Source organism: Streptomyces sp. NPDC026246 (assembly GCF_055567995.1).
This window is the reverse complement of sequence record NZ_JBVHPJ010000015.1, coordinates 94,884-118,259: the sequence shown is the minus strand read 5'-3', so window position 1 is coordinate 118,259 and position 23,376 is coordinate 94,884. Positions and strand designations below refer to the sequence as shown.

The window sequence follows — 23,376 nt, the reverse complement described above, 5'->3', positions numbered from 1 at the left end:
CATCGCGTCACCGCAGCGACGAGTTCTCCTGCATCCAGTGGAAGCCGCGGCTGAGCAGGGGGAAGGTGTGCGGGTCGCGGCGGCGCAGGTGCAGGCGGAGGTGGCGGCCGTCGGCCTTGCCCTCCAGGATCAGCACATCGTCGGCGGGGCGCTCGAAGGCGAACGTCACCCGCCAGGTGGGATCGGTCATCCTGGTCAGGGCGAGCGAGCGGGCGTTCATGTCGATCGCCGCCATGCAGGGGTCGAGCGAGTCGTCCATGTGCTGGATGGCCACGACGTCGGCGGAGTCCACGACGACGCGGCGCCAGCGACGGTCGTCGGTGGTCACGGGCGGGTGCTGCTCGCCGTCGACGGAGAAGTCGGTGACGTCCCAGACGCCGTGGAGTTCGGGCTTCTCACGTCCGCCGCCGTGGTTCTTCCAGAACGTGTAGTCGTTGCGCAGCTGGGCGCCGAGGAGCCAGAGGCCGGCCCCGGCCTGGAGGGCGGTGGCGATCCGGTTCGCCCGGCGGGAACGGAAGAGGTCTCCGGACGAGGCCGCGGGCAGCGGACGGCCTGTCAGCGCGGCCTCGGCCAGGCGAGGGGTGTGCGGCGCCAGCAGCAACAGGCTGAGCAGCAGCAACTGGAAGGAGTGCACCTTGACCGGGACGTCGAAGGTCATGTTGAGCAGGAGCACCTGGGCCATCTCCGCCGCGGACAGCAGTGCGCCCAGCGGCGCCGTGCGCGGCAGGACGAGCAGCAGCCCGCCCGCGATCTCGGCACAGCCGAGCACCATCTGATACGGCTTCGAGGATCCCGTCTGCGCCCACAGCAGGCTCATCGGGCTGAGCTCCCCGAGCGGCTCGACGAGCTTGGAGGGCGGCAGCTGGAACTGGAGCGGAACGGCCTTGGCCGCGCCGTAGGAGAACATCTGCCCCGCGAGGCAGAAGCGGGCGGCGAGGCGGAGCCACTCCTGCGGCGTCGCACTCCCCGCCCGGTGGCGCTCCAGCACGGACAAGGCGGGGGTGGCCACCGCGGCGCCGGCGAGCCAGCACAGCTGTCCCGCCCAGGTGTGCGGGTCGTCGCCGCCGTCGAAGCGGTCACCCAGCTCCTTGCCGAGGACCCGGACGGACATCCAGTTCCGCACCGGGCGTATCGCCCAGAGCTTCGCCCAGGCGTCGGCCGCTTCCTGCAGACGCCCCATGCCGCCGCCGCGCAGCGCCAGATAGACCTGCGGGGAGGTCAGGCAGTACAAGCCGGTGTAGACGCAACCGAACCGGTAGGCGGCGCGCGCGGCCCCGGACCGCTCCGGTCGGGCCGGGGAGGTGCCGGTCGACGCGAGCGCACGTCTGGCGGCCCGGCCGGTCGGTGAGGACGCGGCGGTCCGCAGCCACTTGCCTACTCGCACCTTCATCGTTCCTCGCCTTCTCGGGGCCGTCTTCGGTGGGCGCGTTCAGTTGCGGCGGAAACGCCCGAGCCAGGCGTGCACGTCGAGCAGTTCGGACGTGGTCGGGATGACGCCGCGCATGAGGGACTCGTCGATCGACTCGACCGTCCAGGCTTCGGCGAAGCCGTCGCGCAAGTGGTCGGCGGACCGCTTGAGGGTGGGCGACTCGTCGTCGTCCGGGAGCGGCGCCGGTATCTCCTCGATGGCCTCGGCGAGCCGCGCCTGCATCTCCGCGGATCCCCGGTCGCTGATCGAGAGGATGTGCGCCACCGCTCCCGGGCGGCAGGCCCGGTGCAGGGCTGTCGCGTAGGCGCGCAGCCTGTCGCCCTCGAAGGTGTGGGCGAGGCCGGAGTCGATCACGGTGTCGAAACGCTCTTCGTAGCCTGTGAGGTCGAGGGCGTCGGCGACCTCGAAGACGGCGCCGAGTCCGCGCGCTTCGGCCTTGTCCCGGGCGAGGGAGATCGCCGTCGGGGACAGGTCAAGCCCCGTCACTTCATAGCCCAGGCCGGCCAGGTGAAGGGCGTCCTCTCCGGTGCCGCAGCCCGCGTCGAGCACCGCGCCGCGGACGAGGCCCGCCTTCTCCAGTGCCACGTAGGCGGGTTGGGGCGCCCCGATGTCCCACGGCGGGCGCTTGCCGAACGGGCTCTCCCCGCGGTAGACGGCGTCGAACACTTCGGTCATCACCGCGGCTGCGTCGGGTGCGCCAGCAGGTTCAGTCATGGCTGCCATGATTGCGGCGCCTCCCGGCACCTCCCGGGTCTCTTGCGGACTTCTGTCACCGAGTGTTCGCCCGCCGGCGGATGGAGGGCGCGCGCCGGTCCGGCCCCTGAGGGCGACCCGCGTGATCAGGCCGTTAGCCGCGCCGAGGACCGCGCCACAGGGCCGGCCGTCGCCGCACCGAGGCCGCGCCACAGGGCCCGCCTCCGGGCCCACGGTGATCAGTGGGCAGGGCGGGAGTCCGTCTATGGGTGCACGGCACCCAGCAAGGCCGACATGTGGATGGCGTCGGCGGCTGCCGCGCCCGCCGCGGTCGACGCGGTGACCGACTGCTTCCAGCGACTGGTCAGATCCCCGGCGGCGTACAGACCTGGCACGCTGGTGCACTGGGAGTCGTCGACGCCGACGAAGCCGGCGTCGACGACGGTCAGCTTCAGCTCGTCGGCCACCCGCTGCACGACGGGTTGCTGGCGTTGGGGCGGCGTCCACACCAGGGTCTGGCGCTCCAGGACCCGCCCGTCGGCCAACTCGATTCCGTACAGGGCCCCTTGTCGGTGGTGGAGACGGCGTACGGTGCCCGTGACGACGTCTCCTCCCCCGCTGCGCGCGGTCGCGCGGGCGGTCTCCAGGCCGGGCATCGACTCCGGGCAGATCGCGATGGTGTCCTCGCTCCAGGCGCGGAAGGCCACGGCGGACAGTCCCGCGAGGTGCGCGTTGTCGGCGATCGTCGCCCAGCTCCCGCCCGCGTTCTCCTCACCGAGGCAGAACGGGCAGTGGATCACGCTGCGGCCCCAGCACTCCGCGAAGCCGTCCACGTCGGACGGATGGACGTCGACGACACCGGTGGCGAGCAGGACGCTCGCGGACGCGACGCTTCCACCACTGCCGAGGGCGACGCGGAAGCCCCCGCCGGGAGCGGTGGACACGTTGGCGACCTCGTCTTCCAGTCGTTCGACCGTCCTGTACCGGGAGAGTTCCCGCCAGGCGCGGGCGCGGAACTCGGCGGGAGTGACGCCGTCCATGCCGATGTGGCCGTGCACTCCCGCCGACGCGCTGTTGCGCGGTGCGCGCGGGCTGTCCACGACGATCACGGGGTGCCGGTACCTCGCCAGGCCGAGGGCCGCGGTGAGTCCTGCGGGGCCGGCTCCCACGATCACGGTGGTGTGGTCGGCGTGTGAGGACATCGCTCTGATCCCTTCCGTAGGGCGGCATGCGCGGGGTCAGCGCACCGCTCGAGTGGTCCGGCAGCTGCGCGGCGGGCACACCGCGCGGGCTGTCGGCGGGCGGACGCCGTGAGCCCGCATTGTGGTCGCCCGTGAGGTGGTGGAAGGGTGCAGGGAAAGAGGTGCGCCAGACAATCGTGCGGCTGCGCGTAGGCGCCGGCGGGCCGGAAGGGAGCGACTCGCCGCGGGGGAAACCCGGTCGTGCCCCCGCCGGGGTGGCCGGCGGGGGCGGGTGCGGGACCGCTCGGCGTCAGGCGCCGACGTACTGGGCGAGGTGTTCGCCCGTGAGGGTGGAGCGGGCGGCGACCAGGTCGGCCGAAGTGCCTTCGAAGACGACGCGGCCGCCGTCGTGGCCGGCACCGGGGCCGAGGTCGATGATCCAGTCGGCGTGCGCCATGACCGCCTGGTGGTGTTCCACGACGATGACCGTCTTGCCGGAGTCGACCAACCGGTCCAGCAGGCGCAGCAGTTGCTCGACGTCGGCCAGGTGCAGGCCGCTGGTCGGCTCGTCGAGGATGTAGACACTGCCCGTTCCGCCCATGTGCCCGGCGAGCTTCAGCCGTTGCCGCTCACCCCCGGAGAGGGTGGTGAGCGGCTGTCCGAGGCTGAGGTATCCGAGGCCGACCTCGGCGAGCCGGTCGAGCACGGTGCACGCGGCCGGCGTCCGCGCCTCACCGGTGCGGAAGAACTCGGCGGCCTCGGCCACCGGCATGGCGAACACCTCGCTGATGTCCCGGCCACCGACCCGGTACTGCAGCACCGAGGGCTGGAACCGCTTGCCCCCGCAGTCCTCGCAGGTCGTGGCGACACCGGCCATGATCGCCAGGTCGGTGTAGATGACACCGGCGCCCTTGCAGGTGGGGCAGGCTCCCTCGGAGTTGGGGCTGAACAAGGCGGGCTTGACCCCGTTGGCCTTGGCGAACGTCTTGCGGATCGGTTCGAGCATGCCCGTGTAGGTGGCCGGGTTGCTGCGGCGCGAGCCCTTGATGGGCGACTGGTCCACCGTGACGACGCCGTCCCGGCCCGCCACCGAACCGTGGATCAGGGAGCTCTTGCCGGAGCCCGCGACCCCGGTGACCACGGTGAGCACGCCGAGCGGGATGTCCACGTCGACGTCGCGCAGGTTGTGGGCGTCGGCGCCGCGCACCTGAAGCACCCCGGACCGCTCGCGCACGGCCGGCTTCAGCGAGGCCCGGTCGTCCAGATGCCGTCCGGTGACGGTGCCGCTGGCGCGCAGGCCCTCGACCGTGCCCTCGAAGACCACTTCGCCGCCCTTGGTGCCGGCGAGCGGCCCCAGGTCGACGACGTGGTCGGCGATCACGATCGTCTCCGGCTTGTGCTCCACGACCAGGACGGTGTTGCCCTTGTCCCGCAGCCGCAGCAGCAGTTCGTTCATCCGCTGGATGTCGTGCGGGTGCAGTCCGACGGTGGGTTCGTCGAAGACGTAGGTGACGTCGGTGAGCGCTGAGCCCAAGTGGCGGACCATCTTGACGCGTTGGGCCTCACCGCCCGACAGCGTGCTCGAGGAGCGGTCGAGCGAGAGGTAGCCCAGGCCGATCTGCACGAAGGATTCCAGGGTCTGGCCGAGCACCGTGAGCAGGGTCGTGACCGACGGGTCGGTCAGACCGCGGATCCACGCCGCGAGGTCGCTGATCTGCATGGCGCTGGCGTCGGCGATGCTCAGTCCGTCGATCTTCGCGGACCGGGCGGTCTCGCTGAGGCGGGTGCCGTGGCACTCGGCACAGGCGGAGAACGTCACCGCCCGGTCCACGAAGGCGCGGATGTGCGGCTGGAGCGTCTCCTTGTCCTTGGACAGGAACGACTTGCGCACCCGCGCGAGGAGGCCCTCGTAGGTGGTGTTGACGCCCTTGACCTTGACCTTGACCGGGTCTCCGTGCAGGAAGTCGTGCCGTTCCTGCTCCGTGTAGTCGCGGATCGGCTTGTGCGGGTCGAAGAAGCCGGACTCGGTGAACGACTGCACCACCCAGCCGTCGGGCTTCCAGCCGGGGACGATGATCGCCCCGTCCGCGAGGGACTTGGAGTCGTCGAACAACTGGGCGGGGTCGATGTCCGAGACGGAGCCGATGCCTTCGCACGCCAGGCACATGCCGCCGACGACGCTGAAGCCCTTCTCGATCTTCTTGCCGTTGACCACGAGAACACCGGACGCGTCGGCTGAGGCGACATTGAAGGCGAACGCCTTCTGCGTGCCGATGTACGGCTTGGCGAGCCGGCTGAACAGGATGCGCAGCAGGGTGCCCGCGTCGGTGGCGGTGCCGACCGTGGAGCGGAGGCTGGTGCCCATCGGCTGCTGGTCGACGAGGATCGCGGTGGTCAGCCCGTCGAGGACGTCGACCTCCGGCCGCGCCAGGGTGGGCATGAACCCCTGGATGAAGGCGCTGTAGGTCTCGTTGATCAGCCGCTGCGACTCCGCGGCGATCGTGTCGAACACCAGGGAGCTCTTGCCCGAGCCGGAGACTCCGGTGAACACCGTCAGCCGCCGTTTGGGAATCTCCACCTGCACGTTCTTGAGGTTGTTCTCACGTGCTCCGTGCACACGGATCATGTCGTGACTGTCGGCGGCGCACAGCTTCGCGGGCTGGGTCTCCGTCTCCGTACCGGCGGTCATGGTGTCCCTCCCGTTGGGTCGGACGCGGCACGCCTTCGTCATGTGACGTGGTGAGACGTTCCTGGGCGTCCCGGTCATGAGCTCAAGCGTATACCTGCAAATACGGTTGAGACTTTTCCGCCTTCCACCGCGACAATCTGCGTTAGAGTCTCAAACCGTGAAACACCTGCGTCCACACGACCTGGCCCGTGAGCACGGCATCTCCACCCAGGCGGTCCGCAACTACGAGCGGGACGGGTTCATCCCGCTCGCCCGGCGCACGCCGTCCGGCTACCGCACCTACACCGAGGTCCACGCCACGGCCCTGCGCGCCTATCTGGCGCTCGTCCAGGCCTACGGCTACGCCACGGGCGGCGAGATCATGCGGTCGCTCAACACCGGCGACCTCGACGGCGCGCTGACCGCCGTCGACCGCGGCCACGCTCAACTGCTGCGCGACCGCGGCACGCTGGACGCGGTCGGGCGGGCGGTGGAACACCTGACCCGCGACCCGGGGGTCGCCGCACGCGCGTCCGCCGACGGCGAGCCGCTCAGCATCGGCGAACTCGCGCGGCGCCTGGGGGTCACGGCGGCGACCCTGCGGAACTGGGAGGCGGTGGGCATCCTCTCCCCCGCCCGGGAGCCGGTCACCGGCCACCGCTCGTTCGGCGCCACGGACGTGCGCGACGCCGAACTGACCCATCTCCTGCGCCGCGGCGGTTATCCGCTGGAGCACATCCGCACGGTGGTCCGGCAGATCCGCACGGCCGGCGGCACCGAGGCACTGTCGGCCGCGCTCGACGACTGGCGGCGCCGGCTCACCGTCCGCGGTGTGTCCATGCTCGACGCGGCGGCCCGTCTCGGCGGATACGTGGCCCTGCTGGGCATCACCCCGGCGGGACCGGGACCCGCCGAGGAGCCCGCTCCCGGGCCGGAGTCCCCACCGACGGTTTGAGACCTCCCGGCTGCGCGAGTCCGGTCGCTGCACCGACGGCATCGCCACAAGCCTCAACAGGTCTTTCAATGATTCGATGGACAGACATGAGAAAGGACTTGCACGACCTTCCCCTGGCCTCATGCTCCCTGCTGGCGCTCGGCGAACCCACCCACCGCGAGCCCGCCTTCGGGTGGGTGCGCAACGAGCTGTTCGCCCGGCTGGCCGGCCTCGGCTTCCGTTCGATCGCGCTGGAGACCGACCGCGTGGCCGCGCTGCGCGTCGACGACTTCGTCAAGGGCGGTGCCGGGGACCTCGACGAGGTGACGCGGGAGGGCTTCTCGCACGGCTTCGGCAGCATGGAGACCAACCGGCGCCTCGTCGCCTGGATGCGCGACCACAACGCGGGCCTTCCCCCGCAGGAGCAGCTGACCTTCCACGGCTTCGACGTCCCGACCGAGACGACCAGCGCCCCCAGTCCGCGGCGGTGTCTCGAACACGCCCGGGACTATCTGGGGCTCGACCTGGACCTGACCGGGCTGTCCGGAGCGGACGAGCAGTGGAGCCGCACGGAGGCGGTGATGGACCCTGCCATGTCGGTCGGCGCCACTGCCGAGGCCGATCGGCTGCGGTCCCTCGCCGACGACATGCTCACCCTGCTCCACTCCCGTGCCGCCGAGCGGATCTCGCAGACGTCGCGCGCGGAGTGGCTGCGGGCCCGGACACACCTCACCGCGGGCCTCGGTCTGCTGCGCTACCACCGGCAGGCGGCCCTGCGCCTGGAGAAGAACGCCCGGCTGTCGCGGCTGTTCGCCACCCGGGACGCGCTCATGGCGCAGAACCTCCTCGACATCCGCAGCATCGAGGGCCGCCGGGGCGCCACGCTGGTCTTCGCCCACAACACGCACCTGCAGCGCACCCCGAGCAGCTGGAGCCTGGGAGACCTGCACGTCGACTGGCCGGGCGCCGGCACGGTAGTGGCACCGCTGCTGGGCGAGGAGTACGTCTTCGTCGCCGGCAGCCTGGGCCGCAGCGGGGCCCTCGGGCTGGGCGACCCGGAGCCGGGCACCCACGAGAGCGTCCTGCAGGACGGCGTCACCGACTGGGCCCTGTTCCCGACGGGTGCGGTCACCGCCGCGCGGAGCCGGACGGACGTCGGCCCGCAGCAGGGCTACTTCCCGCTCGAGCAGGCCGTCCTGGACACCGCGGACGCCGTCCTGCACGTCCGCGACGGCGACGCCGTCACCGGTCCGGCCGGCCTCCCGGGCGCCCTTGCCGGTGCCGGGAGCGAGCACTGACAGAGACGGGAAGGATTCGCCGGGCTCCCCGGACGCCGGAGACTAGATTCGCCGTCGGTCAGGGAGCCTCCCGAAGGAGCTGAGCGCGCTTGAACACGGTTCCTGCACTGTTCGAGTCGGTCGTCGCCCGACGGGGCCCGGAGCCGGCGCTCATCGACGCGGAGGGCACCCTCCGGTACGCGGAGCTGAACGCCCGGGTCAACCGGCTCGCCCGCAGGCTCATCGCGCACGGTGTCGGTCCCGACTCGCTCGTCGCGGTGGCGATGCCGAAGTCGCGGGAGCTGATCGTGTCGATCTTGGCGGTGCTCAAGGCCGGCGGCGCCTACCTCCCGCTCGACCCGGAGTATCCGGCGGAACGCCTGTCGTTCATGCTGTCCGACGCGCGGCCGGTGCTGCTGCTGCGGTCCTCCTCGGTGCCGCCCCTCGGCGAGGGCCCGGAGGAACTCGTCTGCGACGCCCCGGCGTTCCGTGCCGCGTGCGCGGAACTGCCGGCACACGACGTGGCGCAGCACGAGCGCCGTGCCGCACTGCGCCCCGAACACCTGATGTACGTCATCTACACCTCGGGGTCGACCGGGACGCCCAAGGGTGTCGCCGTGCCGCACAGCGGTGTGCGCGACATGGCGGCCACCCAGAGGGCCGTCCTGCGGGCCGGTCCGGGCGACCGGGTGCTCCAGTGGGCGTCCATCAGTTTCGACGCCGCCTTCTGGGACGTGTCCCTGGCGCTGCTGTCCGGGGCGGCTCTGGTGACGGTGCCCGCCGAAGAGCTGCTGCCGGGCCACCCGTTGGGGAGCACCCTGATCAAGTACGGCATCACCCACGCGGTCCTGCCCCCCGTCGCGCTCAGCGAGACCGACGCCGACGACGTGCTGCCCGGCGGGACGGTCATGTCCACGGGTGACAGCTGTACGCCGACCCTGGTGCGCAAGTGGTCGCGGACGCGGCGGATGTTCAACGGCTACGGTCCGACCGAGGTGACCGTCGGGGCGACGATCGCCGGGCCGGTGAGGGACACCGGTGACATCGCGATCGGCGCACCGTGGGTCGGCAAGGAGGTGCACGTGCTCGACGAGCGCCTGCGCCCGGTGCCGCCCGGCACGGAGGGCGAGTTGTACATCGCGGGCAGCGGGCTGGCGCGCGGCTATCTCAACCGGTCGCCCGCGACCGCGGCGAAGTTCGTGGCCGACCCGTTCGGGCCGCCGGGCACCCGGATGTACCGCACCGGCGACCGGGGCCGCAGAGAACCGGACGGTCAGTTGTTCTTCGCGGGCCGCGCGGACGGCCAGGTGAAGGTGCGCGGCTTCCGCGTCGAACTCGGCGAGATCGAGACGCGGCTCGCCGCCCATCCGGTAGTGGACGTCGCCGTCGCGGTGGTGCGCGGTGAGCTGGCCGACGCGCACGTCGTCGGTTACGTCACCACCACGGCGCCGGTCGACCCGGGCGAGCTGCGCGCCCATGTCGCCGCGTCGCTGCCCGCGCACATGGTGCCCGCGCGGGTCACCGTGCTGGAGCGGTTCCCGACCCTGGCCAACGGCAAGATCGACCGGGGGGCCCTGCCGCGGCCGGACGCGGACGCCGGGGCACCGGCGGACAGCGCGCGGGAGTTCGAGGCGGACGACCCTGCGGCCGTGGTCTGCGCGATCGTGCGGGACGTCCTGCGGGCCCCGGAGGCGACGGCCGCCGACAACTTCTTCGAGCTCGGCGGTCACTCCGTGCAGGCGACCAGGCTGGTGTCCCGGATCCGGGAGCGGTTCGGGATCGCACTGCCGATGCGGACCGTGCTGGAGGCGGCCTCGATCGGCGAGCTCGCGGCGGTCGTCGGGAGCCGCCTGCCCGCCTGACGGCCCGTCAGTGGAAGGCGACGGGCAGACTGGCGTGTCCGTTCAAAAAGTTCGAGTAGATGGGGGCGGGCTCGCCGCACATCTCGATCTCGGTGACGGACTCGGCGAGTGCGCTCAGCAGGGCGCGCAACTCCGCCCGGCCGAGGAACGCGCCGACGCAGAAGTGCGGGCCGTGGCCGAAGGAAAGGTGCTTGTTGGGTGAACGGGCCGGGTCGAACCGGCGGGGCCGGTCGAACACCTCCTCGTCGTTGTTGGCGGAGGTGTTCCACAGCGTGACGATGTCGCCCGCCCGCACCTGCCGGTCGCCTATCCGCAGGTCCCGGGTCGCGGTGCGGGCGAAGTGCATGGCGGGTGTGGCCCAGCGGAGCACCTCCTCGACCGCGGTGTCGAGCGCGGCCCTCCCCTGCCGCACCGCCTGCCACTGGGCGGGGTGTTCGGCGAAGGCCTTGATCGCGCAGATGGCGGAGACGCGGGAGGACTCGTCGCCGCCGAGCACGAGGCTGTAGCAGTTGAGCGCGACCTCTTCGAGCGTCAGCGGGCGGCCTCCCACCTCCGCCGTGGCGATCATGCTGATCACGTCGTCGCCCGGCTCGGCGCGGCGATGGCGGGCGACGTCCATGAAGTAGCCGATGATCTCGTTGCGGGCCTCCAGGGAGTCCAGCCGGTTGGCGTCGGCGTCGTCCGAGGAGAGGGCCAGCTTGTTCCAGCGCAGCAGCTTCTCGCGGTCCGCCTCCGGAACGGACAGCAGATCGCAGATCGTGTTCATCGGGATGTGCTCGGCGACGTCCGCCGCAAAGTCGAACCGCCCCCGCCGGGTGACGGTGCCGATGAGCCGTGCCGTCCGTTCCACCACCTTCTCCTCCACCGCGCCGAGGACGCGCGGGGAGAAGGCGCGCAGCATCAGGTTGCGCAGTTCGCGATGGCGGGGTCTGTCGGTGACCGCGAGCATCTTGCCGCCGGCCGAGTCACCACCGCTCAGGAGGACGTCCAGTACGGTCCCGCGTGCGGAGCTCAGGGAGCGTACGTCGGTGTAGCAGGCCAGCACGTCGGCGTGGCGGGCGACGACCCAGAAGCCGGGGTCCCCGTCGTGCCAGTAGACGGGCCGGTGCTGTCGCACGTCACGCCAGAACGCGTGGGCGTCGTGCTGTACGAAGGTGCTCGCGCGAGTCAGGTCCAGCTCGGTCGGGGTGGTCATGCCGAGATCGTCACATCGCCGGCGTCTGCGGCGGGAAGCTCTTGCGCACGTCTTTCCTCGTGAATGAGAGAGGAAAGATTGCTGATCAGCCGGTTGCTTCCCGTGTCAGGATCAGCTCCCTCGGTCGTCGGGCGCGTCGGACAGTCCGGCCGCGGTCGGCGGACCACCTATGACGAGGAGGCGGCGTCCTGAGTACTCTGACGTATGGGGACTATCTCCACATGGAGACCCTGCTCTCGCTGCAACAGCCGCACGTCCCTCACACCGCCGGCAGCGCGGCCGTTCTGGCCGAGCAGTTCTTCATCATCACGCACCAGGCCTGCGAGCTGTGGCTCAAGCAGCTCGGGGCCGACCTGGACGCCGCTGCGGAGGCGCTCCTGCCTCCGTGTGACCCGCACGATCTGGAGCTGGGCCTGGAGTTCCTGCTGCGGTCCGTCGACGTGTTGCGGGTGCTCCAGCAGCAGTTGCTGGTGCTGGAGAGACTGCCGCTGCGCTATTTCGCCGAGTTCCGCACGTATCTCGACACGGCGAGCGGCGCGCAGTCCGCGCAGTTCCGCGCACTGACGGCGCTCCTCGGCAACAGTCACGACCAGGGCAGCCTCTACGAGGCGTTCGCGGCGGCGGCCGAGTACCACGGGCGGTCGGTGGACGAGGTCTGCCGGCGTGGCGTGGAGACCGGCGTGCTGCATCGGCTCGCGGAAGGGCTGGTGGACCTGGGCAACGGGTACTGGCACTGGAAGGTGGCTCATCTGGCGCTGGTGTCGAAGATGATCGGTGAGCAGAGCGGGACCGGCGGCTCGAGCGGCGTCGACTTCCTCGCCCGCCGGGTCACGCGGCCCTTTCCCGAGCTTCGCCGGCTGCGGGGGAAGGTGCACCACTCGTAACCCTCCCGCCACTGCCGGCGCCGTCGAGGACGGCGTGGGCGGTGGCGACGGGTGGTACGCCGACGCGAGCGGGCGTCGACACGGGCCGTCAGCTGCGGACGGCCATGGCCTCGATGCCCGCGATCAGCAGGTCCAGGGCGAAGGTGAAGTCGCGGTCCAGCATCTCGGCCACCGTGTCGCCGCCGCGCGCCGCCATGATGTCCTTCGACTCGCCGATGACCTCCGCCGTTCCGGGGACTGTGTCCACGAGGGACATGGTGTGCGAGAAGTACTCGTCCGGGGACAGCCCGGTGTTCGCGATCCGGGTGAGGAAATGACTTTCGATCGTGCCGTAGCCGTGCACGAACTGGAAGACGGCCGCGACCGCCCCGGTCACCCCGTGCGCGGGCAGCCCCGCCCGGCGCACGAGCCGCTGGATCGCGCGGGAGAACGCCAGCGAGTTGGGGCCGATGTTGAGGAAGCGTCCGGCGAGCGGTGACAACCACGGGTGGCGCACCAGCAGTGCTCGGTACGCCCCGGCCAGCCGCCGCAGTTGCTCGGGCCAGTCCTCGTCGGTGTGGTCCGCCTCGGTCGGCTGCAATTCGCCGTAGACGGCGTCCAGGGCGAGTTCGAGCAGGTCGTCCTTGGTGTCGACGTACCAGTACAGGGACATCGCGGTGACGTGCAGTTCGGCGGCCAGCCGGCGCATGGAGAACCTGGCGAGTCCCTCGGCGTCCAGGAGCCGCACCGACGCCGCGGTGATCCGCTCCCGGTCGAGCCCGGAGGGCCGCTCGCCGCGCCCCCCGCGCCGGACCTCGCACTTGGCCCAGAGGCTGTTCCCTGCCGACGGGTCGGCCTGCTTCGTCACCGCGCACCTTTCTCCGACGGGATCACTGCTCAGATGCTAGGCCCGCGGGCCGGCCTCGCGAGAGGCGAGGCCGGGCGGCTCCTCGGGCGCGCGGGGACGGACGGCAGGTGTCAGCGGGCCTCGACCTCCAGGGCGTATCCACGGCCCCAGGCGGTGCGGATCACCAGGTCGGTCGACGCCAGGCGGCGGCGCAGCCGCATGATGTGGAGGTCGAGCGAGTTCCTCGTCGGCCTCTGCACGCGTTCCGCGAGCCGTTGCGCGAGTTCGTGCCGGTACACCACCTCACCGAAGTGCTCGATGAGCAGTTCCATCAACTCCGTCTGGACGTTCGAGACGGTGATCGAGTGTGAGCCGAAGGTGAGCGTTCCGGCGGAGTCGAGGGTGGGGATCTGCCGGCTGTCGAGCCGGTTCTGCAGAGCCCGGACCCGGGCGTCGAGATCGTCCCGGGAGATGGGCGCCCGGACCCAGTCCTCGAACGGGTCGTTGCACACGGGCGGACGGGCACCCGCCTCCACCACGAGGAGACGGGGTACACCGTCCCTCCTACATCGGTTGCGAAGGTCCGTCTGGGCCGGCCATCGGACGAACATGACATCACTGGTCGTGCATCGCACAGCGTGCGCCTCCCCGTCGACGCATACAGGTGGTCACGGTCATCGCCGGCCGACGGGATGTTCACGTCGGCCGGACGGGCACCACAGGCAGCGGGCCGCCGTCGGCGGCGCCGCGCTAGCCGTTCGTCGCCTCCCGGAGACTGCGCGGCCGCATGTCGGTCCAGTGCTCCTCCACGTAGGCGAGGCTCTCCTCCCTCGCGGCGGGGCCGAAGACGCTGCGCCATCCGGCGGGCACCTCGGCGAAGGCCGGCCACAGTGAGTGCTGGTCCTCGCCGTTGACCAGCACGTGGAACCGGCCGGTCTCGTCGTCGAACGGGTTGGTGCTCACCTTGTGTCCTCCAGAACTCGTCTCGGCAGGTGCGGGCTCGGACAGGGTCACTGCGACGCCCGCAGCATGCGGTTGATGGTGCGGCTGATCTCGGCCGCGTTCCGTGGCCAGTACATCTCGTTGTGAGCGCAAGGGATGTCGATGCGCTGCACACGGCCGTCGACGTGGTCCTGCCAGAGCACGTCGAGGTCCTCGTCCAGTACCCGCTTGTCGTGGGTCTCCGGGTCGAGAAGCGCGTTGAAGAAGACGACGTCACCTCGGTACCGGGGTGACGTGAACCGCCGCATCTGCTCCATCTGCCCGATGAAGATCGAGGAGGCGGTGGTGACGAGCGACGGATATTCCTCCATCCCCGCCAGGTGTCCCATGTAGTTGGCGAGATAACGGCGCACCATGGATTCGTCCAGCGCTTCCAGGTCGGCGAAGTGGCTGGAGGGCGCGGCGTCCAGCAGTGCCAGCAGTGCCACCTCGTGTCCGCGGCGCTGGAGTTCGGCCGCCATGGCGTGGGCCAGGGTGCCGCCGAAGGACCAGCCCAGCAGGTGGTAGGGGCCGCTCGGCTGGACGCGGAGCACCTGCCCGAGGTAGTCCTCGACCATCTCCTCGATCGAGCCGGCCGGCGCGGTGGTCCCGTCGAAGCCGCGTGCCTGGATGCCGTACAGCGGACGGCCCGGGTCCAGGTGGCGGGCGAAGCCGAGGTAGGGCCAGCTCAGCCCGCCGCCCGGATGCAGCCACCACAGCGGCGGCTGCTGCCCTTCGGTGCGGATCGGCAGCAGGACGGCGAACGGGTCCTCGAAGTGGGCGTCGGTGTCGGTGGTCAGCTGCGCGGCCAGTTCCGCGACCGTCGGGTACTGGAACACCGTGCGGATCGGCACGTCCACGCCCAGTTTCTCGCGGATCTGCCAGGCGAGTCGCGTCAGGCGCAGCGAGTGTCCGCCGCAGGCGAAGAAGTCGTCGTCGATGCCGATGCGGTCCAGGCCCAGCACTTCGGCGAAGAGCGCGGCGAGTTCCTCCTCGCGCGGGGTGCGCGGCGCCCGGTGTTCCCCGCCGACCGGGTCCGGCTCGGGCAGCGCCGCCCGGTCCACCTTGCCGTTCTCGGTGAGCGGCAGCCGGTCCAGGACGACGATCTCGGCGGGCATCATGAAGTCCGGCAGCCGGCCGGCGAGCCGCGCCCGCAGCAGGGAAGGCAGCCGGGAGGCACGGCGGGAGACCGCGGGGACGTTGGCCGGCCGGGCCGAGGGAGCGCCGGCGGACCGGTACAGGCCGTCGCAGCAGACGGCGTCGACGTCGGGCACGACGGCCGCCTCGAAGAAGTCCCCGGCCTGGGGCGACCACGTGCAGTACACCGCGATGCCGCGCCTCGCACCCCACGCCTCCAGTTCGGCGGGGTCGAGGGTGCCGCCCAGTTCGGCGGGAGCGCCCCACTCGGCGGCCTCGCCGGCCAGGCGGGCGTTGGGGACGCGGGTCAGGCGGAGCCGGCCGCCGTGCCGGGCCAGCGCGGCGTCCAGGTCGTCGAGTTCGCGGACCTCCGACGCCCACACCGCCTCGGGCAGGTCGCCGAGGTCCAGCGGTTTCGCCGGCGCCTTGTGCAGCACGACCTCGTAGCGGTGGCGGGTCAGCTCGTTGTGGTGGGTGCCCTGCTTGAGACGGATGTCGGCCGCGACGGTGTCCGGGTGGGTCTCGGCGTATCGCGTGAAGAAGCCCGGGTCGACGACGAGTTCCTTCTCGGCGAGCACCGCGCGTTCGACGGCGGCCTGCACGGCGGCGGGGCCGTCGGCGGGCTGCCGGCAGCGGTGCACGGCGGCGGCGAACGTGCGCAGGGTGCGGTGGTTGCGCACGTCGCCCAGGACGATGCGTCCGCCGGGTGCGAGCCGGTCCATCGCGAGGTCGAGTACGCGGCCGAGGTAGTCGGCGTCCGGGAAGTACTGCACGACCGAGTTGAGGATCACCGTGTCGAAGTGCCCGGCGGGCAGGCCCTCCGCGTCGTGGGCGGGCCGGCAGCGCAGGGTCACCTTGTTCGCCAGCCGCCGGTCGGCCCGCGTCTGGGCGCGCAGTCGTTCGATGACGGGCGCCGAGAAGTCGGTGCCCCAGTACTCCTCGGTCTCGGGTGCCAGCGGGCCGAGCAGCAGGCCGGAGCCGACGCCGATCTCCAGCACGCGGCGCGGGCGCAGGGACCGCACCCGCCGCAGCACCGCTTCCCGCCAGGACCGCATCTCCTCCAGCGGGATGGGGAGGCCGGTGTAGGAGCTGTTCCAGCCGGTGAAGTCCTCCCCGACCGTGTCGGTGGCGACCTCCGTCCCGCCGTACATGGTGTCGTAGACCTCGCGCCACTCGTCGACCTGTTCGGTGGCGTCACGGTCGGTGGACGCGGTGTCGCCGGGCACCACGTAGGCGATCATGCGGCGTTCGCCGAGCCGGTCGCGGCGCACGGTGACCACCGCGTTCGCCACGCCTTCCTGCTCGCGCAGCACCGCCTCCAGCTCGCCCGGCTCGACGCGGAAGCCCCGCAGCTTGAGCTGGTCGTCGCTGCGGCTGACGTAGTGCAGGCGGCCGGCTCGGTCCCAGCGCACGAGGTCGCCGGTGCGGTAGACGCGTCCTCCGGGCCTCGAGGAGGGGTCGGGCACGAACCGGGTGGCGGTCAGGCCGGGACGGCCGGCGTAGCCACGGGCCACCCCGTCGCCACCGATGTACAACTCGCCCACCACACCGGGCGGTACGGGCCGCAACCGCTCGTCCAGGACGAGGAGCCGGCTGCCGTCCATCGGGGTGCCGATGGGCAGCGGGCCGGCGCCCTGCTCCGGGGAGGTCATCCGGTACCGGGAGGCGAACGTGGTGGTCTCGGTGGGGCCGTAGCCGTTGACCACCGTGAGGCCGGGGCACGCCTCGAGGACCGCGCGGACGGCGCTCGGCGACAGGACGTCCCCGCCCGCCCACACTTCCTGGACGGCGCCGAAGCACTCGGCGTGCTGTTCGGCCATCACGGCGAACAGTCCGGCGGTCAGCCACAGGGCAGTCACCTCCCGCTCGGCGATCAGCCGGGCGAGTTCCGCGGTGTCCGGCCGGCCGGCGCGGGCCACCACGGCCGTGCCACCGCCGAGCAGCGGCACCCACATCTCGTACGTCGACGCGTCGAAGGTGTGCGGTGAGTGGACCAGCACGCGGCGGTGGGCGCCGGTGCGGAAGCAGCCGTCGAGCGCCAGGTCGACGACGTTGCGGTGGGTCACCTCCACGCCCTTGGGCCTGCCGGTGGAACCCGAGGTGTACATCACGTAGGCGACGGCGTGCTCGCCGACGCCCTCCACCTCGGGCGGCGAGTCGGGCAGTCCGGAGAGGACCACCTCGGCGAGCGCCTCGTCCACGGTGAGGGCCGGAGCGAGGTCGGTGAGGAGGAAGTCGATGCGCTCGGGCGGATAGGCGGGGTCGACGGGCGCGTAGGCGGCGCCGGTCTTGAGGACGCCGAGTACGGCGGCGATCAGCAGCGGCGAGCGTTCCATCACGAGCGCGACGCGGTCGGCCGGGCGTACGCCCCGGGCGCGGAAGTGGTGGGCGAGCCGGTTGGCCCAGCGGTCCAGTTCCGCGTAGGTCCAGGTGTGTGGGGAGTCCGCGGCGACCAGCGCGATGGCGTCCGGCGTCGCGGCGGCCGCGGCGGCGAACCGTTCGGTGACGGTACCGGCCCGGAACCCGGCGTCCCGGGACGGGCCGCCCCAGGCCTCCAGCGCCGCGCGTTCGGCCTCAGTCAGGACACCGACGGATCCGATGGGCGTGTCCGGAGCCGCGACCGCCTGGCGCAGGAAGTGCTGCCAGCGGTCGAGCAGCGTCGTCACCGTCTCCTCGTCGAAGAGTTCGGTGGCGTACTCCGCGAACCCCTCGATCCGGGGCGGCGCGCCGTCCTCGTCGCGTTCGGTGACGCTGATGAACAGGTCGAAGCGGGCGGTGCCGAGGGAGAACGGCTCCTCGGTGACGGTCAGGCCGGTCAGGTGGAACTCCGGCCGCGTGTTGTTCTGCAGCGCCAGGCACACCTGGAAGAGCGGGTGATGGGCGGGTGAGCGGGCGGGGTTGAGCACCTCGACGAGGTGCTCGAACGGGATGTCCTGGTGGTCGTAGGCCGCGAGGCTGTCCTCGCGGACCCGGCCCACGAGTTCGGCGAAGGTGGGGTCACCGGAGGTGTCGGCGCGCAGCACCCAGGTGTTGACGAAGAAGCCGACCAGTCGGTTGAGCGCCTCGTCGGTGCGTCCGGCGATGGGTGAGCCGATGGGCACGTCGGTTCCCGAGCCGAGCCTCGTGAGCAGCGCGGCGAGGGCCGCCTGGAGCACCATCGACACCGTGGCGCCCGAATCCCGGGCCAGGCGGCGCACGCCGTCGGTCAGCTCGGGGTCCAGGGCGAGGGGTACGAGGTCGCCGGCGTAGGAGGCGACGGCGGGCCGTGGCCGGTCGGTGGGGGGTGTGACGGTCTCGGGCAGGCCGGCCAGCCGGGTCGTCCAGTAGTCCAGTTGCCGCCGGTAGAGGCTGTCCGGGTTGTCGCTGTCGCCCAGCAGGTCCCGCTGCCACAGGGTGTAGTCGGCGTACTGCACGGACAGCGGTTCCCATGCGGGCGTCCGGCCGGCCTGGCGGGTCTCGTACGCGGTGGTGAGGTCCTCGGCGAGCGGGAGGGCGGACCAGCCGTCGGCGGCGATGTGGTGCGCGCCGATGAGGAACACCGCCTCCCGGGGGCCGGTCCGCAACAGCCAGGTGCGCAGGGGGATCTCGGTCGCCAGGTCGAACGGGCGGCGCGCCGCCTCGCGCAGGAGGCCGGGAAGTTCGGCCTCGGTGACCTCGCGTTCCTCCCAGGGGACCTCGACCGCGGCCGGCGGCAGGATCCGCTGGTACGGCTGTCCGTCCGCCTCGCCGAAGACGGTACGCAGCGATTCGTGCCGCTCGACGACGTCGTGGACGGCACGGCGCAGGGCGGCCGCGTCGAGGTCGCCGCGCATCCGCAGGGCGAGCGCGATGTTGTAGGTGGCCGAGGGGCCCTCGAAACGGTGGATGAACCACAGCCGTTGCTGGGCGTAGGACAGGGGCAGCCGTTCGGGCCGGGTCCGGGGCCGCAAGGCCGGGCGAAGATCGTCCGCAGCGGTCAGGTGGGCCGCGAGTTCGGCGACGGTGGGCGACTGGAAGACGGCCCGGATGGGGATCTCCACGCCGTGCTCCGCGCGGATGCGGCTGACGAGCCGGGTGGCCAGGAGCGAGTGGCCGCCGATGGTGAAGAAGTTGTCGTCCACGCCGACCCGGTCGAGGCCGAGGACCGCGGCGAACAGCGCGCACAGCGACTCCTCCTCCGGCGTGCCGGGGGCCCGGCCGCCGCCGGCGGTGTAGTCGGGCGCGGGCAGGGCACGCCGGTCGGGCTTGCCGTTGTCGGTCAGCGGCACGGCGGCGATGGGGACGACGGCCGCCGGGATCATGTACTCGGGCAGTGTCTCCCGCAGGTGGCCGCGCAGTGCGGGCAGCAGTGCGCCGACGGCGGCGGCGACCGCGGGGTCGCTCGCCGGGGCGCGTCCGTCGGTGGCCGGCAGGTAGGTGCCGGTGAGGGGAGTGCGTGCCGCCGGGCCGTCCAGCAGCACGACGACGTCGAGCAGGTCGACCGCGTCGGCCGACCAGGTGGGTACCGCGTCCCAGCCGTGCCGGGCGGCCCAGGCGCGGATCTCGGCGGGATCGAGCGGCGGCAGCCCGGGTTCGGCGGTGTCGTCCAGGGCGAGGGCACGGGCCGCTGCGGCCTCGGCGGTGAGGCGGGCGTTCGGGATGCCGGTGATGCGCACCGCCGCCTCGGGCCGGTCGCCCAACCGGTCGGCGAGGCGGCCCAGGTCGCCTTCCCAGACCAGGGACGGGGCCTCGTCGAGCCGGCGCGGGGCGTGCGCCGGTTCGGTGCCGGGCTTGTGCAGCACGACCTCGTAGCGGTGGCGGGTCAGCTCGTTGTGGTGGGCACCGTCCTTGATCCGGATGTCGGTTCCGGCCGCCCCCGCGTCCTGCGCCCAGCGCAGGAACCACTCCGGGTCGAGCACCAGTTCCTTCTCCAGCAGCACGGCCTGGTCGACGGTGGTGCGCAGGACGGCCGGTGGCGCGTCGGGGTGCCTCGCGCTCTGTACGCCTGTCTGGAGCGTGCGCAGCGAGGCCGCCCGCCTGATGTCGCCGAGCACGATCCGGCCGCCGGGCGCGAGCAGGCGCCAGGCTCCGTCCAGCACCCGGGCGAGGTAGCGCTCGTCGGGGAAGTACTGCACGACCGAGTTGAGCACGACGGTGTCGAATCCGCCCGGGGGCAGTCCGGTGAGGTCGTCGGCGGCCTGATGGCGCAGCCGGACCCGGTCGGCCAGTCCGGCCCGGGTCACCTGGTCGCCGAGCCGGTCGATCGCGGCCCGGGACAGGTCCGTGGCCCAGTACTCCCGGACGCCGCCGGCGATGTGCGCGAGCAGCAGGCCGGTGCCGGCGCCGAGTTCGAGGACGCGCTCGGGTGACCAGCGCATGACACCCGCCACGGCGGCGTCACGCCAGGCCCGCATCTCCTCGAGGGGGATCGGCTCGCCGGTGGCGGAGTCGTTCCAGCCGGTGAAGTCCTCACCGAAACCGTGTCCGCCGTCGTCGGAGTAGGCCTGGTCGTAGACCTCCTGCCACTCCCCCACCTGCTCCTGCGTCCCACCGGCGGACGGCAGGGCAGCGGTGTCGGGGACGACGTAGGCGACCAGGCGCAGGTCGCCGGGCTGGTCCTCGCGGGCGGTGACGATGGCCTGGCGGACGGCCGGGTGCCGGACCAGTGCGTGCTCGATCTCGCCGGGCTCGACGCGGAAACCGCGCAACTTGACCTGGTTGTCGGCGCGGCCGAGGAAGCAGATGTTCCCGTCCGGGAAGAAGGCGGCCCGGTCGCCGGTGCGGTACAGCCTGTCGCCCTCACGGGCGCTGAACGGGTCACGGACGAAACGTTCCGCCGTCAGCTCGGGCCGGTTGACGTAGCCGACGCAGAGGCAGTCGCCGCCGATGTACAGGTCGCCCTCCACGCCGACCGGGCAGGGCTCCATGTCCTCGTCGAGCACGTAGTAGCGGGCGTTGTCGATGGGGCGGCCGTAGGGGATGCTGCGCCACGACGGGTCGATCTCCCCGACCCGGTAGTAGTTGGACCACACCGTCGCCTCGGTGGCGCCGCCGAGGCTGATGATCTCCGCGCCGGTGAACACGCGGCGGACCTCGTCGGGCAGCGACAGCGGGGTGTAATCGCCGGAGAGGAACACCAGGCGCAGGTCGCCGGCGCCCTCGTACCCGCCGTCCTCGGTGAGCAGGGACGCCACCTGGTTGAGGGTGGTGGGCACCGAGTCCCAGAAGGTGATCGGCTCGGTGAGCAGCACGTCCAGCAGGAGGTGCGGATCGCGCTGCTGCACGGCGTCCGCCAGGTAGACGCCGCCGCCGCAGCCGAGCAGGCCGAAGATGTCGAAGACGGAGAGGTCGAAGCCGAGTGAGGTGACGCACAGGACGACGTCGTCGGGGCCGAACGCGAAGGTGCGGTAGCACCAGTCCAGCAGGTTGTGCACCGGGCGGTGGGTGACCGACACGCCCTTCGGCTTCCCGGTGCTGCCGGAGGTGAAGATGATGTACGCCGTGTTGTCCGGCCCCGCGACCGGTTCCGGGTCGTGGTCGGCGCCGGTGGACCGGGCCCCGGCGGGTTCGACGAACTCGACATGGTCCGGCAGGGCCCAGCGCTCGGTGTCGGGCGTGGACAGCACGAGGGCGCACCCGGCGTCCTCCAGCATGCCGGCCACGCGGTCGGCCGGCAGCGTGGGTTCCAGCGGCAGGTAGGCGCCGCCCGCCTTGAGCACACCGAGGACTGCGGCGATCATGGCGGGCCCGCGGGGCACGCCGACGCCGACCACCGTCTCGGGGCCGACCCCGCGTTCCTTGAGGTCCCAGGCGACGCGGTTGGCCCACCGGTTCAGCTCGCCGTAGCTCATGGTGCCGGTGGCCCAGCGCAGGGCGGTGGCGTCCGGGCGTCGTGCGGCCTGCTCCTCGAAGAGCAGGTGGACCGGCCCGGGGCAGGGGACGGGGCGTGCGGTGTCGTTCCATTCGACGAGGATCCGGTGGCGCTCGGCGGGGTCGAGCGAGCCGGCGGACGTGCCGGCCCCGTCCGTGACCGCGGTGCCGACGGAGGTCGCCGGGTCGGCCACAACCTCCTCGACGACGGCCACGAAGCGTGCCGCGACGTCCTCCACCGTGGAGCGGTCGAAGAGGTCGGTGGCGTACTCGATCTCCCCGACGACCGAGCCGGTCACGTCGTCCGGCGCCAGGTTGAAGAACAGGTCGAACTTGGCGCTGCCCGTGGGCAGCGGTTCCATCGTCACGGTGAGACCCGGCAGGTCCAGGTGCGGCGGGGTGTTGTTCTGCCACGCCAGCACGACCTGGAACAAGGGGTGATGCGCGGTCGACCGCTCCGGCCGCAGGATTTCCACGAGCCTCTCGAACGGCACGTCCTGGTGATCGTAGGCGGCAATCGCCTTCTTCCGGACCTGTTCGAGGACCCAGGCGAAACTCCGGTCCGCGCTCACCTGCACGCGTAGGGTCCACGTGTTGACAAAGAAGCCCACCAGTTCATTCAGCGCCTCCTCCGTACGGCCCGCGATCGGCGAGCCGACGGTCACATCCTTGCCTCCCCCCAGCCGGTGCAGCAACACCACCAAAGCGGCCTGCAGCACGATCGCCGTCGTCACACCATTGGATTGCGCCAATCTCTCCACGGCACCGCGCAGTTCCGCCGGTAAACCGACCGGGACCGAATCGCCGCGAAAAGTCGCCACCTCGGGGCGGGGCCGGTCCAGGGGCAGGGGAAGAGGCTTGGACACGCCGGCCAGTTCCTCACCCCAATAGGCGCTCTGCACCGAGACGATGCTGTCCGGATCCTTTTCGTCGCCCAGCATTTCCTGCTGCCACAACGCGTAGTCCGAGTACTGCACGGGCAGTTCGGGCCAGTCCGGTTCCGAGCCGGTGACCCGGGCCCGGTACGCCGTCGACACGTCACGTGCGAGCGGGGCCAGGGAACCGCCGTCGCCGGCGATGTGGTGGAGCACCAGGACGACCAGGTACTCCTCGTCGCCGCTCTGCAGGACACAGCCGCGCAGCGGCACGTCCGCCGACAGGTCGAACCAGCTGCCGCTCACCGACTCCACCACGCCGGGCACCCGCTCGGGGGCCACCCGGCCCCAGTCCTGCCACGGAGGGTCGATGTCGGCCGGGTCGAGAACGCGCTGGTACGGCTGGCCGTCGCTCTCCGCGAACACCGTTCGCAGGACTTCGTGGCGCACCATCACGTCACGGAACGCCGCCCGCAGCGCGACGGTGTCGAGCGGGCCGTGGCAGCGCAGGAGCAGTGGGATGTTGTACGTGGAGGAGGGGCCTTCGAAGCGGTTGATGAACCACATGCGCCGCTGCGCGTACGACAGGGGGGTCATGGTTTTCTC

General features: G+C 71.8%; 13 protein-coding genes. 4 read left to right on the top strand and 9 right to left on the bottom strand.

The genetic code is table 11. The features are described 5' to 3' along the window. Nucleotides 1-7 precede the first annotated feature (7 nt). The 4 genes from ACZ4M5_RS30150 to ACZ4M5_RS30135 all read right to left on the bottom strand — a co-directional run bounded on the left by ACZ4M5_RS30150 (nucleotide 8) and on the right by ACZ4M5_RS30135 (nucleotide 5,992). Complete coding sequence (locus ACZ4M5_RS30150) at nucleotides 8-1,390, bottom strand: hypothetical protein (RefSeq protein WP_467741460.1); 1,383 nt, start codon at nucleotides 1,388-1,390, stop codon at nucleotides 8-10. A 39-nt stretch (nucleotides 1,391-1,429) separates the two neighbouring features. Beyond that, nucleotides 1,430-2,143 carry a class I SAM-dependent methyltransferase gene (locus ACZ4M5_RS30145; RefSeq protein ID WP_467741458.1) on the bottom strand — a complete coding sequence of 238 codons (714 nt, stop codon included), beginning with the start codon at nucleotides 2,141-2,143 and terminating at the stop codon, nucleotides 1,430-1,432. A gap of 242 nt (nucleotides 2,144-2,385) precedes the next feature. After that, nucleotides 2,386-3,324: an NAD(P)/FAD-dependent oxidoreductase gene (locus ACZ4M5_RS30140; RefSeq protein ID WP_467741456.1), complete on the bottom strand. Its 939-nt coding sequence runs from the start codon at nucleotides 3,322-3,324 to the stop codon at nucleotides 2,386-2,388. A gap of 289 nt (nucleotides 3,325-3,613) precedes the next feature. Beyond that, nucleotides 3,614-5,992, bottom strand: a complete 2,379-nt coding sequence (locus tag ACZ4M5_RS30135; protein WP_467741454.1) for an ATP-binding cassette domain-containing protein — start codon at nucleotides 5,990-5,992, stop codon at nucleotides 3,614-3,616. Between the two features lie 157 nt (nucleotides 5,993-6,149). On the opposite strand from ACZ4M5_RS30135, the gene ACZ4M5_RS30130 reads away from it, so the two are divergent. The 3 genes from ACZ4M5_RS30130 to ACZ4M5_RS30120 all read left to right on the top strand — a co-directional run bounded on the left by ACZ4M5_RS30130 (nucleotide 6,150) and on the right by ACZ4M5_RS30120 (nucleotide 10,044). Beyond that, entirely contained in the window at nucleotides 6,150-6,926 is a 777-nt protein-coding gene (locus tag ACZ4M5_RS30130; protein WP_467741452.1) for a TioE family transcriptional regulator, read from the top strand. A gap of 68 nt (nucleotides 6,927-6,994) precedes the next feature. Next, the gene (ecm14, locus tag ACZ4M5_RS30125) at nucleotides 6,995-8,203 is read left to right on the top strand and encodes an N-formyl-beta-hydroxy-L-kynurenine formamidase Ecm14 (protein WP_467741450.1); all 1,209 of its coding nucleotides are present in this window, start codon (nucleotides 6,995-6,997) and stop codon (nucleotides 8,201-8,203) included. Between the two features lie 89 nt (nucleotides 8,204-8,292). Next, nucleotides 8,293-10,044 (top strand): non-ribosomal peptide synthetase, encoded by a 1,752-nt coding sequence (locus tag ACZ4M5_RS30120; protein ID WP_467741448.1) that lies wholly within the window; start codon nucleotides 8,293-8,295, stop codon nucleotides 10,042-10,044. A 7-nt stretch (nucleotides 10,045-10,051) separates the two neighbouring features. On the opposite strand, the gene ACZ4M5_RS30115 is transcribed toward ACZ4M5_RS30120, so the two are convergent. Next, nucleotides 10,052-11,239 (bottom strand): cytochrome P450, encoded by a 1,188-nt coding sequence (locus ACZ4M5_RS30115; protein WP_467741446.1) that lies wholly within the window; start codon nucleotides 11,237-11,239, stop codon nucleotides 10,052-10,054. Nucleotides 11,240-11,427: 188 nt separating this feature from the next. Here ACZ4M5_RS30115 and ACZ4M5_RS30110 point away from each other — a divergent pair, with 188 nt between their 5' ends. Then, entirely contained in the window at nucleotides 11,428-12,123 is a 696-nt protein-coding gene (locus ACZ4M5_RS30110; protein ID WP_467741514.1) for a tryptophan 2,3-dioxygenase family protein, read from the top strand. An 88-nt stretch (nucleotides 12,124-12,211) separates the two neighbouring features. Here the strand turns inward: ACZ4M5_RS30110 and ACZ4M5_RS30105 are convergent, their stop codons facing one another. From ACZ4M5_RS30105 to ACZ4M5_RS30090, 4 genes are all read right to left on the bottom strand, one after another. After that, entirely contained in the window at nucleotides 12,212-12,970 is a 759-nt protein-coding gene (locus tag ACZ4M5_RS30105) for a TetR/AcrR family transcriptional regulator (RefSeq protein WP_467741444.1), read from the bottom strand. Between the two features lie 110 nt (nucleotides 12,971-13,080). Next, entirely contained in the window at nucleotides 13,081-13,488 is a 408-nt protein-coding gene (locus ACZ4M5_RS30100) for a winged helix-turn-helix domain-containing protein (protein WP_369193288.1), read from the bottom strand. A 211-nt stretch (nucleotides 13,489-13,699) separates the two neighbouring features. After that, entirely contained in the window at nucleotides 13,700-13,912 is a 213-nt protein-coding gene (locus ACZ4M5_RS30095; RefSeq protein ID WP_467741441.1) for an MbtH family protein, read from the bottom strand. A 47-nt stretch (nucleotides 13,913-13,959) separates the two neighbouring features. After that, nucleotides 13,960-23,367 carry an amino acid adenylation domain-containing protein gene (locus ACZ4M5_RS30090; RefSeq protein ID WP_467741439.1) on the bottom strand — a complete coding sequence of 3,136 codons (9,408 nt, stop codon included), beginning with the start codon at nucleotides 23,365-23,367 and terminating at the stop codon, nucleotides 13,960-13,962. Between the last annotated feature and the right edge of the window lie 9 nt (nucleotides 23,368-23,376).